We start from the raw sequence: 14,861 nt of genomic DNA, 5'->3' as shown, positions 1-14,861 counted from the left end.
GTCCTCAGCGCGTGAAGCGAACGTTGACGGGCTTGCTACCGTCCAGTTCGACCGGGGTCGGCAGGGTGAAGGTGCGGCGACCGTTCAACGGCGGCAGATAGCCCACGCCGACAGATGCCGAGATTTCGTCACCGGTGAACTGATGGGCAAAGACCTGACCCGAGATATCGGTGCCTTCGATGACCCAGTTCGCGCCGCTCATAAGCGCATAGCGGCGGCCCTGGTTGGAAACCGTAACGCGGATGCCGTGGGTGGGGCTGACAGCGCCCTCTTCGGCTCGGCTGTTGATGGCGGCGATCTCTTCGTCGCTCAGCTTAACGGGCTTGGCTTCGACAAGGCGGACGTCCGGCTGCGCACCGTTCGGGGCAACCACGATCAGAGCCTTCATCGTGTACAGCACCTGTACCGATGCCGATCCACCCGTGTCATTGGGCTCCGGCGTCGTAGCCACCGGCAGTTGCTTCACCCAGAGATAATAGGCTTGGGATGCCTGCAGATCAGGGCTGCCGATCCATTGCACGCGGACAACCTGACGGCCACCAACGGCCACAATGCCCTGCGGCGGGAATACGAGAAAATCTTCGTCGGCAGGCGTCTCGACCACGTTGCCGTCTGCGTCCAGCTCCATGCGGGTCAGCAGAGTTTCAAACGGCAGCGGCGCATTGCCGATGTTGCCCACTTCGATACGGGCGGTCGAGCCAGCGCCGGATGTCGACAGTTCGGCCACCATCGGAGACACGCGCATTGCCCACGCCACAGCGCCGATGCTGGCCATGCCGATGCCCAAGGCCAGACTGCCGGCCAGAAGGCGTTTCATCAGAGGCTTACGCGAAGAACGTGAGAGCATGGGTTGGTCTTTCCGTGTGGGGTATGACGCCGGGCGACTGTACAAAGACGGGACAGGACACGCCCCGCGACACTACTCACAGCAATGCTTGCGCCACTCGGGACCGGGCACTGCACAGGGAAAGCGAACGCCCGGTCCATTGGACCGGGCGCCACTTAGTCTTCAGGAACTGAAGCCTTAGAGAGCCGAGATCTCGATGGCGACCGAACCGTTATAGGTGCCGGCCAGCAGAGCCTTCGACGGAACCGGGATCGACACGGTCAGCGACAGCGGCGACTTCCAGGCACCGTGGGTGTTCTGGGCGTCCAGTTGGTTCAGGCCAGCGGTCAGGGTTTGGACCGTACCGTTGGATTGAGCGCCTTGAGCCACTGCGGTGTACGAAGCGGCAGCCGTGAACGGCAGGTTGGCGGTGAACACTGCGGTGTCGTAGCCACCGGTGTTGCCGGTGTTACGCAGGCCATCAACGTGGTTCTTGGTCAGCTTGACGGTGTTAGCCGTGTTGCAGCCAGCCAGGTTGGTGTAGATGGCGACCGAAGCCGGAGCGACCATGTCGAAGGCCAGACCCGGACCGGTGTTGTCCGAGGCGTAGATGCCCAGGGTACCGAAGTCCAGTTCGTGGCTCTGGGCCGAACCCGAGTAGAAGGCGCAGTCGGTGTCAACCTTGCCCTTAAGGGTGAAGGTCGCGCCGTCCGAACCCGAAGCCGAACCGTTGTTGCCTTCAACCGTGCCAACGTTGTGCCAAGCAGCACGACCGTTGAACTGGTAACCCGGAACCGTCAGACCCTGGGCAACTTGCAGGTTGTTTGCAGGCTGGCCCGCACCAACGTTGATGTTAGTGATCGAGTGGTTGAACTGGCCCTTGTTGAGCATGTTCTGGGCGTTAGCCGACGTTGCAACGAGAACGAGGGCGGCAACGCCAGCCGAGAGAGCGAGCTTCTTCATGGTAATCCTGCTTTATAAAATAGGGTTCGGGGCGACCGGAAAGGCCGCCCCGAGGTCGTTTCTTGTCTTGGCTTAGAGAGCCGAGATCTCGATGGCGACCGAACCGTTGTAGGTGCCGGCCAGCAGAGCCTTCGACGGAACCGGGATGGTCACGGTCAACGACAGCGGCGACTTCCAGGCACCGTGGGTGTTCTGGGCGTCCAGTTGGTTCAGGCCAGCGGTCAGGGTTTGGACCGTACCGTTGGATTGAGCGCCTTGAGCCACTGCGGTGTACGAAGCGGCAGCCGTGAACGGCAGGTTGGCGGTGAACACTGCGGTGTCGTAGCCACCGGTGTTGCCGGTGTTACGCAGGCCATCAACGTGGTTCTTGGTCAGCTTGACGGTGTTAGCCGTGTTGCACCCAGCCAGGTTGGTGTAGATGGCGACCGAAGCCGGAGCGACCATGTCGAAGGCCAGACCCGGGCCGGTGTTGTCCGAGGCGTAGATGCCCAGGGTGCCGAAGTCCAGTTCGTGGCTCTGGGCCGAACCCGAGTAGAAGGCGCAGTCGGTGTCAACCTTACCCTTCAGGGTGAAGGTCGCGCCGTCCGAACCCGAAGCCGAACCGTTGTTGCCAGCTGAGGCACCGACAGCGTGCCAAGCCGAGAAGGTCTGGCTGATGCCGCCGAGACCGCCGCCGGCATTGCCGAGGTTCCCCAAGCCAAGCAGACCGCCGCCCACATTAACGTGGTTGTTCGTGCCCGGGACCGAGAACTGACCTTGGTTGATGGTGCCAGCGTTTGCAGCCGAACCAACCAGAGCGATAGCGGCTGCACCAGCCAGGATATGCGAGATTTTCATTTTCAAGTTTCCTGTTGTTTTAAAGCAGATCAAGCAAAACTCTTGATCGGATCGGTAAAACTAAACTGTTTGATTCATACATTTACGAACCGGATACAAAAACCGAATTCACCTTTATTGATGAAACCGGAATGTATGCTCCCAATATTTACATTCTTGGAGCAATAGTCAGGACGATCGTCTCTGAATACTGACCAGCCAAAAGGCCGTGACCTTCAGATACGCCCGTCTGAAACTTGAGGAGAGCACCACCCTTGGCGATTGCATTATCGCTGCTGAGGGTGACGCCGTTGCGCAGATCCAGAGATTGATAGCGGCCCGAAACAACACGCTCGGCCGGATCAAGAACCGGAACATCAATGCTGAGACCGTAGGACAGAGCACCCGAGAATCCGCCCTGCCCGTTCGGCAGGGTCGTGTGGCTGAGCGCGCCATTGCGGGCCTTGATCGCCAGATCGAACGGCACATTGCACTCAATACCAAGCAAAGCCGTGGCTTGTTTGGGAACGCTGAGATCACCGAAGTCGATTTCGCGACCTTCGCCCAGCTGGCAGCGCGACGAGATACGACCGACGACGCTAACGTCGAAGCCGGTGTTCGACACAACATCGCCCATCGGCATGGTCGGCAAGGTGGGGTCGGGACCGATAATGACCGGACCGCGGGAGTGGGCCGACGCCGAACCGAACGCACCACAGGCGACAGCGAACGCCATCAGACCAGCTAAGCCGGTGCGCCCTTTCTCGCGGCGCGTGTTTTTAAGCGTGACGCATTCGCTCATAAGAACGTCCCCCTCCGCGACTTCATGCGGCAGGACCGATCCCCCTCGGACCGGTCACAGGCTAACCTTCCAAAACCCGTGCCATCCCGTTTTGATACGAATAAGCCCTGATTTGGGCCGAAAATCGGGAGAACGTGGTTAAGCAAAGTTAACAAACAAGCCGTTTATGGCTCGTTTGCGACTTTTGCAAGCGTTTGTATCGAAAAGAGACACCCCAAACTTATGGGGTGCCTCGAAATATAGTGTTCTAAAATGCGACGCTTAAGCTTGTTTTGCCTTACGACGGTAGGCCGTGAGCAAGTGTTCGGTGTAACCGTTGGGCTGCTCGCGTCCTTTGTAAATTAATGCAACCGATGCGTGCCAGGCATGGTCATCATAGGTTGGTGCCAAGGGGCGATAGTACGGATCGCCTGCGTTCTGGCGGTCCACCACCACCGCCATTCGTTTGAGCACGGCCATCACCTGTTCGTCATTGGTGAAGCCGTGGTGCAGCCAGTTGGCAATGTGCTGGCTGGAGATACGCAAGGTGGCACGATCTTCCATCAATCCCACGTCGTGAATGTCCGGCACCTTTGAACATCCGACGCCCTGATCGATCCATCGCACGACATAGCCCAGTATGCCCTGACAGTTGTTTTCCAGTTCGCGAACCACTTCGTCCGGTTCCGGCACCTCGGTCGCTAACGGCAGGGTCAACAGAGGCTCCAGCCCCGTCGAGGCGCGGTGGGCCAAGTCGCGCTGCACCGACCAGACATCCACCGCATGATAGTGCAGTGCGTGCAGGGTGGCAGCCGTCGGTGACGGGACCCATGCAGTCGATGCCCCTGCCTTGGGGTGTCCCGCCTTGGTGGAAAGCATATCGCCCATGCGGTCGGGAGCCGCCCACATGCCCTTACCGATCTGCCCACGGCCGGACAGTCCTGCCGTCAGCCCGATATCGACATTGCGGTCCTCATACGCCTTGATCCAAGCCGTGCCCTTCACGGCCTCCTTCCGAACGACGGGCCCCGCCTCCATCATGGAGTGGATTTCATCGCCCGTACGATCCAGGAAGCCGGTATTGATGAAGACCACACGATCGTGCGCCGCCGCGATACAGTTGCGCAGATTGACACTGGTGCGACGCTCTTCATCCATAATGCCCATTTTCAGGGTCAGTGGCGGCAGTCCCAATCCGCTCTCGACCGCGCCGAACAGGGCGCTGGCGAAGGCAACCTCTTCGGAGCCATGCATCTTGGGACGCACCACATAGACCGATCCCTCGCGGCTGTTACGCTGCGAGACAGTGCGCTCAAGGTCGTGCAGCGCGATCAGGCCAGTCACGGCAATGTCGAGGATATTCTCGGGAATCTCGCGCCCCTCGGCGTCCAGGACGGCATCCGTAGTCAGATGCAGGCCGACGTTGCGCTTCAACAGAACACTGCGCCCCTTAAGGGTGAACGACGTGCCGTCCGGTGCTGAATAGGTCCGGTCAGGGTTCATTGTCCGGTCCATGGACTGACCGTCCTTGCTGAACCGCGCCGACAGATCACCCCGCATCAGTCCCAGCCAGTTGGCGTAAACCAGCACCTTGTCCTCTGCATCCACCGCAGCGACGCTGTCTTCCGCATCGCAAATAGCCGTCAACGCCGCCTCGACGATAACATCCGCAACGCCCGCAGGGTCGCTGGCACCGATGCGATGATCACGATCTATGCTGATCTCGAAGTGCAGGCCGTTGTGGCGTAACAGGATCGCCGAAGGGGACGCGGCATCGCCGCCGAAACCCACAAAGGCGGTTTCGTCAGCCAGTTTCGTCACAGTGCCGTCAGCCAGAGCCACAACGAGTTTGCCATTTTCGACGCGATAGGCGGCGGCATCGGCGTGACTGCCCGCGCTCAGGGGCGCAGCCCTGTCCAGAAATTGGCGCGCTTTGGCGATGACCTTGCCACCACGCTCCTGATCATAGCCGCCCGCCGCGGGCAGATCGCCCAGCGCATCGGTGCCGTAAAATGCGTCGTACAGGCTGCCCCAGCGCGCGTTCGCGGCGTTGAGCAGATAGCGGGCATTGGTCAGCGGCACGACCAACTGTGGTCCCGCCATCGTCGCCAGTTCGGGATCAACACCGGTGGTCGTGACGACGCAATCGGCCACTTCAGGTTCGATATAACCAATCTCGCGCAGGAACGCCTGATACTCGCGCTGGTCCGGCTGACCCGGTCGCGCACGATGCCAACCATCCAGTCGCGACTGCAGCTGATCGCGCTTGGCCAATAGCTCGCGGTTCTTGCCCGCAAACTTGTCCACCAGACCCTGCATCACCGACCAGAAGGTCTCGGGAGCGACGCCCGTGCCCGGTGCCGCTTGTTCGCGAATGAAGGCCTCAAGCTGCGGAGCCACACTGAGCGTGCCATAGCGGATCATCGGTTGGGTCATCGGAAGGCTCCTGAATGCAATGCCCTACCCTAACCGTGCATATCTTCGCTATCCATGGCGAAGAATGACGCTTATCTTTGCATAAATTGCAAAGATGGAACGGACCCATGCTGGCTGAATATGAAATCTTCATACGTGCTATCGAGGAAGGCAGCCTTTCGGCGGCCGCGCGCAGGCTGGATTTGTCACCTGCGGTTGGCTCTCGACGGCTGGCGCGTCTGGAGGACCGGCTGGGAGTGCGCTTGATCGAGCGCACCTCGCGGCGCCTGGCTCCTACCGAAGCGGGCCGGCTTGTCTATGAGCGGGCACTACAACTGCTGGACGGGGTCGAAGATCTGGAAGCGTCTGTGTCGCGACGGACCACCCAGGCGCGTGGACTGCTGCGCGTGACCGCCCCCACTTCGTTCGGGCGCAGGCGGCTGGCTCCCTATCTGCAGCCCTTTCTGGAAGACAACCCGCGCCTGACGCTGGAGCTGAACCTCACCGATGCCTTTGTGGACCTGATGGCAGAGGACGTGGATGTGGCGGTGCGTATCGGGGCCTATGACGACGCTAATCCCGCCATGCACAAGCTGGCACCCAACCGCCGCGTTCTGTGCGCCAGCCCCGACTATATTATGCGCCACGGCGCGCCGGACACGCTGGAAGCGCTGCGCGATCACGCTCAACTGGCTGCCGAGAACCAGTCGCTTTGGAGGCTGGAAGGCCCGGATGGGCCCACCACCTTCCGCGCCCGCAGCCGCGTGAGGACCAACTCGTCCGAAGTCGCTCGTGAAATGGTCCTGTCTGGTGCCGGTATCGCGCTGCGTTCGACATGGGATGTGGGCGAGGAGCTTAAAGACAGGCGGCTGCAGATCGTTCTGCCGCAATATAGTGGCGCATCCGATGTCGCGATCTTTGCCCTGACAGCGGGGCGAGCGCGGGCGGAAACGCGGGTGCAATCGTTTATCCGCTTCGTATCGGCGCTCTACGGAGAGGTTCCGGACTGGGATCGCTGATCGACAGTGGGGAACTACGAATGAGTGCTGAGGGTTGGTTTCAGACTACAACTGAAGCCAAAGGAAGCCCCTATGCAGCCGGTAGAACCCGACCGTCACGACAAGGCCGCTGACGCCGTACACGAAGGACGTCCTGTTGATGCGGGCTATGTACGCGGTGGTGGCAAAGGCAAATCCATCGTCCCCATCCTCGTCATCTCGACGCTAGGGGCGGCGGCGGCGCTGTTCGGCCTGTTTATTCTCTATAGTGTCAACGGCGGCCATGTGGACCGTTCGGTGCCCGAAAAGGCCGCTGACAGCGCCGTATTCGAAGGCGATCAGCCGACACAGGCCCTGCCCGCCCCTGCACCCACCCCGACGCGCTAAAGAAAAAGGCGGGAAGTTCATTCCCGCCTTTCCCGTTCTTATTGTTCAGCCTGAGGCTTCATCCAGCGATCAAGCCAGCTGGCCATCTCGTGCAGGGTGTGACCAACGCTTTCGCGGGCGCGGTAGCCGTGGTCTTCCAGCGGCAGGACAACGTAACGCGCAGTCGCGCCATTGCCCTTAAGCGCCGCATAGAAGCGCTCCGACTGGATCGGGAAAGTCCCCGAGTTCGAGTCCGCCTCACCGTGGATCAACAGGATGGGCTCATTGATCTTGTTGGCATAGGTGAAGGGCGACATCGCATTATAGGTTTCGGTCGCTTCCCAATAGTTGCGCTGCTCGGCCTGGAAGCCGAACGGCGTCAGGGTGCGATTATAGGCCCCCGAACGCGCGATACCGGTCTTGAACAGATCGGTGTGCGCCAACAGGTTTGCCGTCATGAACGCGCCGTAGGAGTGACCGCCCACAGCGATACGCTCGCGGTCGGCAACGCCCAGTTCCACCACCGCACTCACCGCCGCTTCGGCGCTGTCCGACAGCTGCTGGATATAGGTGTCGTTCGGCTCGGCACCGTCCACACCGATGATCGGCATGGTCGGGTTGTCGAGGATGGCATAACCCTGCGTCAGCAGGAACAGGTGGCTGCTGCCCGACGGGCGCACGAAGCGGTTGTCGCTGTCCACGACCTGACCAGCCACGGCCGCATCGGTGAACTCTGCCGGATAGGCCCACATCAGCAGCGGCAGCGGCCCGTCACGATCCTTGTCATAGCCAGCCGGCAGATACAGCGTGCCCGAAAGTTGGACACCGTCCTTGCGGGTATAGGTGATCAGGCGGCTGGTAACGTCGGCCAGTTGCGGAGCCGGATCGGGGAAGTTGGTCAGCGGCGTGACGTTTCCATCCAGATTGCGGATACGCAGGTTGGTCGGCTGGGTCTTGGTCTGGTGGCTGGTCAGAAGGCGACGGCCGTCCTCGTCCAGAATACCGACGAGCGTTTCGTACTCGCCCTGCGCCGAACGCCACAGACGCTCGGTTGCGCCGCTGTTCAGGTCCATCACGTCAAGGAACGGATAGGCCCCTTCACGGGTCGCGCCTGCACCGGTGACGAACACCTTCTGACCGTCGGCGGTAAAGCGGATCAGGCTGCGGCCACGACCGTTGGGTTCGACGATAACGGAGCCCGGATCATTGTAGCGGTCCTGGTAGTTGCGCTGCACCAGCACACGCTGTTGCTGCGGGTTGGACGGATTGACCAGCAGACGGGTTTCCTGACGGTTCTGGAACCAGCGGCTGTTAACGATGGCCACATCGTCACGCCCCCACTGGGTGCCCGCGTAGCGCGACTTCAGATCGGCCAACACCACTGCGGCATCATTGAACGGTGCACGCAGCATGAAGACGCGGTCGCGCACTTCCGAAGCATTGCGCGGGTCGCCGCCGTCTTGGGCTTCGGCCCAGACGAGGGTCGCATCGGCATCGGCACGCCAGCTAACGGCGCGCGGACCGGTTGCGACAGCATCGAATGCGGTCGGGATGTTGTCACGCAGCGGCAGATCGGACAACTGGTGCACCGCACGACCGTTCAGGTCGGTCACAACCGTTTCGCTCGGGAACAGGCTGGTCGGCACAATATAGGAGTACGGCTTCTTCACGCGCGTCTGCAGCACGTAGCGGCCATCCGGCGACAGCGATGCGCCGATGTAGACACCCGCCTGCCCCACAGTACGCAGTCGGCCGTCCAGATTTACGAAGGCCGGTTGGGCGGTGAAATAGTAGTCGAACAGGGCTTCGTCCATCGGGTCCTTGAGCAGGTCCTGATAGGTACGGACAGGAGCCACGCGGCCGCCCGTCTCGTCCACGACCGGACCCGTCGGAGGGCGGTCGGTTACCGGTGCCGGACCGCGATTGGTCGGCACTGTCAGAACCAGCAGACCATTGCTGTCAGGCTGCCAGTCGAAACCGCTGGTGGCGGTCGCATTTACGATGCCGCGCGTAAGGCGCTTGGCCTTGGCATCGGCCACCGTGGCAACCCACAGCTCCAGACCGCTTTCAGCGTTGACGAGGAAGGCGACCTTCTGGCCGTCCGGCGACCAGGTTGCCGAAGTCAGGCGGGCGTTGGCCAGAAGTCCCGAGACAGGACGGGCTTCACCGCCCTCGACAGGCTGGAAGCTGAGGCCCTTCACCCAGCTCATCTGGGAATTGGCGCGACCGTTATTGCGCGGATTGATGCGATAACCGCCCAGACGCAGCATCGGCTCGGACAGTTCCTGAATTGACGGCAGGTTGCTGCGCTCGGTCAGCAACAGCGTCTTGCGGTCAGGGCTGACGCTCACACCCGGTGTCGGGGCCGCATCAAGGATCTGTGCAATCGGTGCAGGCGGTTGTTGGTAGGTCGGGCTGTCGGCAAAGGCCACCATCGGTGCCCCGCTGGCCAGCAACAAAGCCGCACAGGCTACCGAGAAGTTTCGCAAACGCATGAACGCCCTCCAGATGCGATGACTTAATGTGAACGTGTTTGAGAGGCGTTGCCGTTCACGTCAACCGACAGCCGGATATTGTACCGATGTGTCCGCGATCTTGCCGCACGTCGTTTCGCCCTTTATGGGAAGGTAAGACCGCGATATTCATCAGACGGTGAAAAAAGGGAGAGCCATGGGAAAGATCTTCGCTGACGTGAAGTCCGCGCTGGAGGGACTGACGTTTGACGGCATGACCGTCATGTCCGGTGGCTTCGGACTGTGCGGCATCCCCGAGAACCTGATTGCCGGTCTGCGTGACAGCGGCGTCAAAGGCCTGACAGTCATTTCCAACAATGCGGGCGTGGACGGCTTCGGCCTCGGCCAGCTTCTGGAAACCCGCCAGATCAAGAAGATGATCTCGTCCTATGTGGGCGAGAACAAAGAGTTCGAGCGCCAGTATCTGGCTGGCGAGCTGGAGCTGGAGTTCAACCCGCAAGGCACGCTGGCCGAGCGCATTCGCGCCGGCGGTGCCGGCATTCCAGCCTTCTTCACCGCAACCGGCGTCGGCACGCTGGTCGCTGAAGGCAAGGAAGAGCGCACCTTTGACGGTCGCCGCTACATCATGGAAACCGGTCTTGTCGCAGACCTCGCCATCATCAAGGCGTGGAAGGCCGACGAGCGCGGCAACCTTGTGTTCCGCAAGACCGCCCGCAACTTCAACCCGATGATGGCCACCGCCGGTAAGGTCACCGTCGTCGAGGTCGAGGAAATCGTGCCGGTCGGCTCCATTGATCCCGACCACATCCACACTCCGGGCGTCTATGTTGACCGCCTGATCCAGACCGTTTCGGAAAAGCGCATCGAACAGCGCACTGTCCGCCAGAAGGAGGCATAAGGACTATGGCTCGTACTCGCGAACAACTGGCCGAACGCGCCGCGCAAGAACTGCAGGACGGCTTCTATGTGAACCTAGGCATCGGCATCCCGACGCTGGTGGCCAACTACATCCCCGAGGGCATGGTGGTGACCCTGCAATCGGAAAACGGCATGCTGGGCATGGGCCCTTTTCCCTATGAGGGCGAAGAAGACCCCGACCTGATCAATGCTGGCAAGCAGACCATCACGGAAATCCCTGAAAGCGCCTATTTCAGCAGCGCCGACAGCTTTGCTATGATCCGTGGCGGCCACATCAACCTGTCCATCCTCGGAGCCATGGAAGTGGCCCAGAACGGCGACATCGCCAACTGGATGATCCCGGGCAAGCTGGTCAAAGGCATGGGCGGCGCGATGGACCTGGTGGCGGGCGTTAAGCGCGTCGTCGTGGTCATGGAGCACGCCAACAAGCACGGCCAGTCCAAGGTCCTCAAGGCCTGCACCCTGCCGCTCACCGGCACGGGCGTGGTCAGCCGCATCATCACCGATCTGGCGACCTTTGACGTCAAGCCGGACGGTTCGGGTCTGGAACTGATTGAATTGGCCGACGGCGTCACTCTGGACGAAGTCGCCTCCAAGACCGAGGCCGAGTACACGGTCGCCGCTGGTCTGGCCTAAGAGCCTATTCCAAAGCCGATAAAGAAAGAGCCGGAAGTCTTCACTTCCGGCTCTTAGCTTTTTATCAGTCGTCGGAAGGCGGCGCTGAGGCCACTTCGGTAACCGTCCACTCTACGATCTGACGGATGGTGTCCGCGGTTGCGGCATTATAGGCCGCCACAATAGAACCGACCCGATTGGCATCCGCTGGCTGGACGACGTCGAAACGGGCATCCTTCAGGATCGAGCGGTCGCCGCGACGCAGCAGTTGGACCGACACGCCCACCTTCACCTCGGGCACAGCGCCGGGCGCGGAATAGACCGTCTCGAAACGGCGTACATCGACCGACAGGCTCAAGCCGTCCCGCGTCAGAGGCCCGCTCGTCACCCGCAGACAAGGCGCGCCCGAAGCAAAGCCTTCCTGCAGAGCCTCCTCAAACAGGGTCGAAGCTTGTCCCACCCAGCGCGCACCACCGATATAGGCGGTCTCGTTGCCCGTCGCGGTCAGCAGTTGGTCGCCCCGCGCGGCGGTATTGAACTCCATCCGGCGCAGGTTCACCCCGGTTCGCGAGCAGTTCGGCACGCTGCCCTGATCCACCGAGCCGAAAGCGGGAACGGTCCCGAAGCGGTAGGTCTGGATTGGATCGGGCGATTTCAGGACCGCGCAGGCCGACAGGGTCAGGCCCGCAGCCACCACAGCAACAGACGACAGACGGATCATGGCTGAACCTCGACTTCCTTGGCCGGAGCACGGCCGATAAATTCACGCGGGCTGCGGCGGACATTCTCGATCAGGTCTTCGAGCGAGCGCGTGGCCTGATTCAACTGACGTACAGCGTCGTTGATCTGCGGCACTGTCGTCGTACCGAACTCGCCTAGAGGCGCCTCAAGACCCGTCGCCGAGCGGTTGATAGAGGCGATAGCCGCGCGGGCCTCATCCGAAGCCGTCTTGATGTTGGCAATGGCCTCGGCACCGTCGGTGTTGATGATCTGGCGCGTGTCGCTGGCCAGCAGGCCATATTCGGTTACCGCAGCATTCGCTTTCTGCAGCGTTTGTTCCAGCTCCATCAGGATACCCTTGCGGGCATTCAGTTCCGCCGTCATCGCCTCGACGTTGCGGACGCTGGACGAGAAGGAACGGATGTTGTCATCGGACAGCACACGGTTGATGCGGTTCAGCGCGTCCACCGTTTGCGCCAGCACCGTACCCGAACCGGTCAGCAGTTCCGCCAGCGGGCTGGCCTGTGACTGGATTACAGGCACTTCGTGCTCGTTGAACTTGGTCTTGAGCAACGGCGTGTTCGGATCGCCAGCGGTGATCTGAATGTAGTTCAGGCCGGTGATACCTTGCGGCTCCAGCTGCGCGCGGCTGGATACACGCACCGGCGTGGTACCGTTCAGACGAACGCGCGCCACCACCTGATCGCCCTTCACAGGGTTCAGGTTCAGGTCCGTCACCTCGCCGACGCGGATGCCGTTGAAGTGGACCTCACCACCTTCCGACAGACCGCGTACAGGGCCATAGAATACGATGTCATAGACGTCGTAGTCCTTGTTGAACTGCAGGCGTGCCAGCCAGATCGTGAACACGGCCAGTGCAACAAGCAGGGCCACCGTCACAATGCCAACCGCAGCGTAATGAGCGTCTCTTTCCATCTCGTTCCGGCTTTCCTTTAAGCGGCACTTCGTCCGGCGGCTCGCCCGCGAGGGCCAAGGAAGTATTCCTTGATCCACGGATGATCCGACTTTTCCAACTCTTCGACGGGAGCCTTGGCCACCACGTGCTTGTCCGCCAGAACGGCGACCTGATCGCAGATGGTGTAGAGGCTGTCGAGGTCGTGGGTAATCATAAAGACCGTAAGGCCAAGGTCCCGCGACAGTTCCAGAATGAGCTCGTCGAAAGCGGCAGCGCCGATAGGATCGAGGCCCGCCGTCGGCTCGTCGAGGAACAGAAGCTCCGGATCCAGCGCCAGTGCGCGGGCCAGAGCCACGCGCTTGATCATGCCGCCCGACAGTTCGGCAGGCTTCAGGTACAGCGCCTCGGGCTTGAGGCCCACCATGGCAACCTTCATCTCGGTCAGTTCGCGGATAACATCGCGCGAAAGCTGGGTGTGCTCCAACATCGGCGCGGAGACGTTCTCCATGACGTTCAACGCCGAAAACAGCGCCCCGCGCTGGAACAGAATGCCGGTGCGCTGCTCGACCTCGGCCGCCTCGGCCTTGGTCATGCTGCTCCGCTCGTAGCCGAACAAGCGCACTTCCCCGCCCTCGGGCTCTTTGAGGCCGATGATCGAGTTCAGCAGCACGGTCTTGCCCGTACCGGAGCCGCCGACCACGCCGACAATCTCGCCCTTGTTGACTGTCAGGTCGAGGTCCTGATGGATGACGCGATCCCCGAACTGGCTCAGGAGGCCGCGCACCTCAATGACAGGCGGCTCGTCAGTACGCGGGGCGTCTTGGGGGATAAGGTCGGTCATATGCCCAACTCGATAAAGATCAGGGCGAAGACGGCATCCAGAAGGATGATGGCGAAGATGGCCTGAACCACAGCCGCCGTCACGCGATAGCCAAGGCTCTCGACATCACCGGCCACAGCCATGCCCTGACGGCAGCCGATAGCGGCAACCACCAGCGCGAACACAGGGGCTTTCACCAGACCCACCATCATGTGCTTGGCCATATAGCCATCCTCCAGCAGGCGCTGGAAGAAGAAGGCCGGACCAAGGTTCAACTGGCTCCACGAAACCAGGATGCCGCCGAGCAGCCCGCCCATCATGGCCACAAACGTCAGCAGCGGAAGCATGATCAAAAGCGCAGCCAGTCGCGGGATCACCAGCGCCTGGAACGGATCAACGCCCATGACCTGCATGGCATCGACTTCCTGGTTCATCTTCATCGAGCCGATTTCAGCGGCAAACGAAGAGGCCGACCGGCCAGCGAGCAGCACAGCCGTGATGACCACTGCAAACTCGCGGAAGACGGCCACACCGATCAGCTGGACCGAGAACACCCCTGCCCCGAACTGGGTCAGAAGGTCCACGCCGATGAAGGCGACAACGGCACCGATGAAGAAGTTGGTGACGGCAACAATCGGGATGGCGTCCAGCCCTGCCCGTTCCATCTGCGACACCCAGGCCGCCCAGCGGATGCGCTTGGGGTGTTTCAGGGCCGACGCGGACGCGAGGATCAATCTGCCAAGGAAGGCAAAAGATCCCATCATTTCGGTGACGAAGTCATAGACGCCGCGCCCGACCTTGCTGAACCCGCGGATAACCGCAGGGGGCCGGGTCGGCGGAGGCATGGTCATGTCTTCGAGGCGGGCAACGGTGCGGTAGATGCTGCCTGCTTGCGGGTTCGCCTCCCATGCGGACGCGTCGGTCGTGACCTTTGCGGCTTGAAGCAGGGCCAGCGCACCGGCTGTATCGAACCGTTCCAGACCGCTCAGGTCCAGTCTCGACACACCGCGCCCACCCAGCTCCTCGGTCAGAGAACGCGAGACGTGACCTAGCCCCGTAGCAGACCACGGACCCAGCAGGGACAGTACGACCTGACCCTCATTATCTTCTATCCGATAGCCAGCCGTGCCCGTCGTCATAAACCATCCATTACCGGCGACACCCGTCGCCGACATTCGCAATAATCACGTCGGTTAAGCTGTGTAACGCTGGTGATGTCAACAAAGGATGACT

General features: G+C 61.3%; 14 protein-coding genes. 4 read left to right on the top strand and 10 right to left on the bottom strand.

Annotated elements, in window-relative coordinates:
- Positions 1–4: 4 nt before the first annotated feature.
- From LOX95_RS08205 to LOX95_RS08185, 5 genes are all read right to left on the bottom strand, one after another.
- Entirely contained in the window at positions 5–847 is an 843-nt protein-coding gene (locus tag LOX95_RS08205) for a fimbrial biogenesis chaperone (protein ID WP_242913983.1), read from the bottom strand.
- 177 nt (positions 848–1,024) lie between these two features.
- On the bottom strand, positions 1,025–1,789 hold the full coding sequence (locus tag LOX95_RS08200) for a hypothetical protein (protein WP_242913982.1): 765 nt from the start codon (positions 1,787–1,789) through the stop codon (positions 1,025–1,027).
- A gap of 72 nt (positions 1,790–1,861) precedes the next feature.
- Complete coding sequence (locus tag LOX95_RS08195) at positions 1,862–2,626, bottom strand: hypothetical protein (RefSeq protein ID WP_242913981.1); 765 nt, start codon at positions 2,624–2,626, stop codon at positions 1,862–1,864.
- A gap of 148 nt (positions 2,627–2,774) precedes the next feature.
- Positions 2,775–3,407 (bottom strand): hypothetical protein, encoded by a 633-nt coding sequence (locus tag LOX95_RS08190; protein ID WP_242913980.1) that lies wholly within the window; start codon positions 3,405–3,407, stop codon positions 2,775–2,777.
- A gap of 261 nt (positions 3,408–3,668) precedes the next feature.
- Entirely contained in the window at positions 3,669–5,822 is a 2,154-nt protein-coding gene (locus LOX95_RS08185; RefSeq protein ID WP_242913979.1) for a malate synthase G, read from the bottom strand.
- Between the two features lie 107 nt (positions 5,823–5,929).
- On the opposite strand from LOX95_RS08185, the gene LOX95_RS08180 reads away from it, so the two are divergent.
- Complete coding sequence (locus LOX95_RS08180) at positions 5,930–6,820, top strand: LysR family transcriptional regulator (protein ID WP_242913978.1); 891 nt, start codon at positions 5,930–5,932, stop codon at positions 6,818–6,820.
- Positions 6,821–6,892: 72 nt separating this feature from the next.
- On the top strand, positions 6,893–7,186 hold the full coding sequence (locus tag LOX95_RS08175; protein WP_242913977.1) for a hypothetical protein: 294 nt from the start codon (positions 6,893–6,895) through the stop codon (positions 7,184–7,186).
- Between the two features lie 38 nt (positions 7,187–7,224).
- On the opposite strand, the gene LOX95_RS08170 is transcribed toward LOX95_RS08175, so the two are convergent.
- Positions 7,225–9,660 (bottom strand): S9 family peptidase, encoded by a 2,436-nt coding sequence (locus tag LOX95_RS08170; protein ID WP_427846573.1) that lies wholly within the window; start codon positions 9,658–9,660, stop codon positions 7,225–7,227.
- 175 nt (positions 9,661–9,835) lie between these two features.
- On the opposite strand from LOX95_RS08170, the gene LOX95_RS08165 reads away from it, so the two are divergent.
- Both LOX95_RS08165 and LOX95_RS08160 read left to right on the top strand, forming a co-directional pair.
- Positions 9,836–10,537, top strand: coding sequence for a CoA transferase subunit A (locus tag LOX95_RS08165; protein ID WP_242913976.1), 702 nt, complete (start codon positions 9,836–9,838; stop codon positions 10,535–10,537).
- A gap of 5 nt (positions 10,538–10,542) precedes the next feature.
- Complete coding sequence (locus LOX95_RS08160) at positions 10,543–11,193, top strand: 3-oxoacid CoA-transferase subunit B (RefSeq protein WP_242913975.1); 651 nt, start codon at positions 10,543–10,545, stop codon at positions 11,191–11,193.
- Between the two features lie 64 nt (positions 11,194–11,257).
- Here the strand turns inward: LOX95_RS08160 and LOX95_RS08155 are convergent, their stop codons facing one another.
- The 4 genes from LOX95_RS08155 to LOX95_RS08140 are packed head-to-tail and all read right to left on the bottom strand — an operon-like array spanning position 11,258 to position 14,803.
- A complete protein-coding gene (locus LOX95_RS08155; RefSeq protein WP_242913974.1) occupies positions 11,258–11,893 on the bottom strand; it encodes an ABC-type transport auxiliary lipoprotein family protein in 636 nt (211 codons plus the stop codon).
- Positions 11,890–12,828 carry an MlaD family protein gene (locus LOX95_RS08150; RefSeq protein ID WP_242913973.1) on the bottom strand — a complete coding sequence of 313 codons (939 nt, stop codon included), beginning with the start codon at positions 12,826–12,828 and terminating at the stop codon, positions 11,890–11,892. The genes LOX95_RS08155 and LOX95_RS08150 overlap by 4 nt, the downstream gene beginning before the upstream one ends.
- A gap of 17 nt (positions 12,829–12,845) precedes the next feature.
- Complete coding sequence (locus tag LOX95_RS08145; RefSeq protein WP_242913972.1) at positions 12,846–13,649, bottom strand: ABC transporter ATP-binding protein; 804 nt, start codon at positions 13,647–13,649, stop codon at positions 12,846–12,848.
- Positions 13,646–14,803 (bottom strand): MlaE family ABC transporter permease, encoded by a 1,158-nt coding sequence (locus LOX95_RS08140; RefSeq protein ID WP_242913971.1) that lies wholly within the window; start codon positions 14,801–14,803, stop codon positions 13,646–13,648. Before LOX95_RS08140 ends, LOX95_RS08145 begins: the two co-directional genes overlap by 4 nt.
- Positions 14,804–14,861 lie beyond the last annotated feature (58 nt).

This window comes from Brevundimonas pishanensis (genome assembly GCF_022750635.1).
Taxonomy (GTDB): Bacteria; Pseudomonadota; Alphaproteobacteria; order Caulobacterales; family Caulobacteraceae; genus Brevundimonas; species Brevundimonas pishanensis.
This window is presented reverse-complemented; position numbering and strand designations above follow the sequence as displayed.

Excerpts from the sequence above, each read along its gene's own strand:
- LOX95_RS08205 (WP_242913983.1), bottom strand. The coding sequence starts at position 847 with ATGCTCTCACGTTCTTCGCGTAAGCCTCTGATGAAACGCCTTCTGGCC.
- LOX95_RS08200 (WP_242913982.1), bottom strand. The coding sequence starts at position 1,789 with ATGAAGAAGCTCGCTCTCTCGGCTGGCGTTGCCGCCCTCGTTCTCGTT.
- LOX95_RS08195 (WP_242913981.1), bottom strand. The coding sequence starts at position 2,626 with ATGAAAATCTCGCATATCCTGGCTGGTGCAGCCGCTATCGCTCTGGTT.
- LOX95_RS08190 (WP_242913980.1), bottom strand. The coding sequence starts at position 3,407 with ATGAGCGAATGCGTCACGCTTAAAAACACGCGCCGCGAGAAAGGGCGC.
- LOX95_RS08185 (WP_242913979.1), bottom strand. The coding sequence starts at position 5,822 with ATGACCCAACCGATGATCCGCTATGGCACGCTCAGTGTGGCTCCGCAG.
- LOX95_RS08180 (WP_242913978.1), top strand. The coding sequence starts at position 5,930 with ATGCTGGCTGAATATGAAATCTTCATACGTGCTATCGAGGAAGGCAGC.
- LOX95_RS08175 (WP_242913977.1), top strand. The coding sequence starts at position 6,893 with ATGCAGCCGGTAGAACCCGACCGTCACGACAAGGCCGCTGACGCCGTA.
- LOX95_RS08170 (WP_427846573.1), bottom strand. The coding sequence starts at position 9,660 with ATGCGTTTGCGAAACTTCTCGGTAGCCTGTGCGGCTTTGTTGCTGGCC.
- LOX95_RS08165 (WP_242913976.1), top strand. The coding sequence starts at position 9,836 with ATGGGAAAGATCTTCGCTGACGTGAAGTCCGCGCTGGAGGGACTGACG.
- LOX95_RS08160 (WP_242913975.1), top strand. The coding sequence starts at position 10,543 with ATGGCTCGTACTCGCGAACAACTGGCCGAACGCGCCGCGCAAGAACTG.
- LOX95_RS08155 (WP_242913974.1), bottom strand. The coding sequence starts at position 11,893 with ATGATCCGTCTGTCGTCTGTTGCTGTGGTGGCTGCGGGCCTGACCCTG.
- LOX95_RS08150 (WP_242913973.1), bottom strand. The coding sequence starts at position 12,828 with ATGGAAAGAGACGCTCATTACGCTGCGGTTGGCATTGTGACGGTGGCC.
- LOX95_RS08145 (WP_242913972.1), bottom strand. The coding sequence starts at position 13,649 with ATGACCGACCTTATCCCCCAAGACGCCCCGCGTACTGACGAGCCGCCT.
- LOX95_RS08140 (WP_242913971.1), bottom strand. The coding sequence starts at position 14,803 with ATGTCGGCGACGGGTGTCGCCGGTAATGGATGGTTTATGACGACGGGC.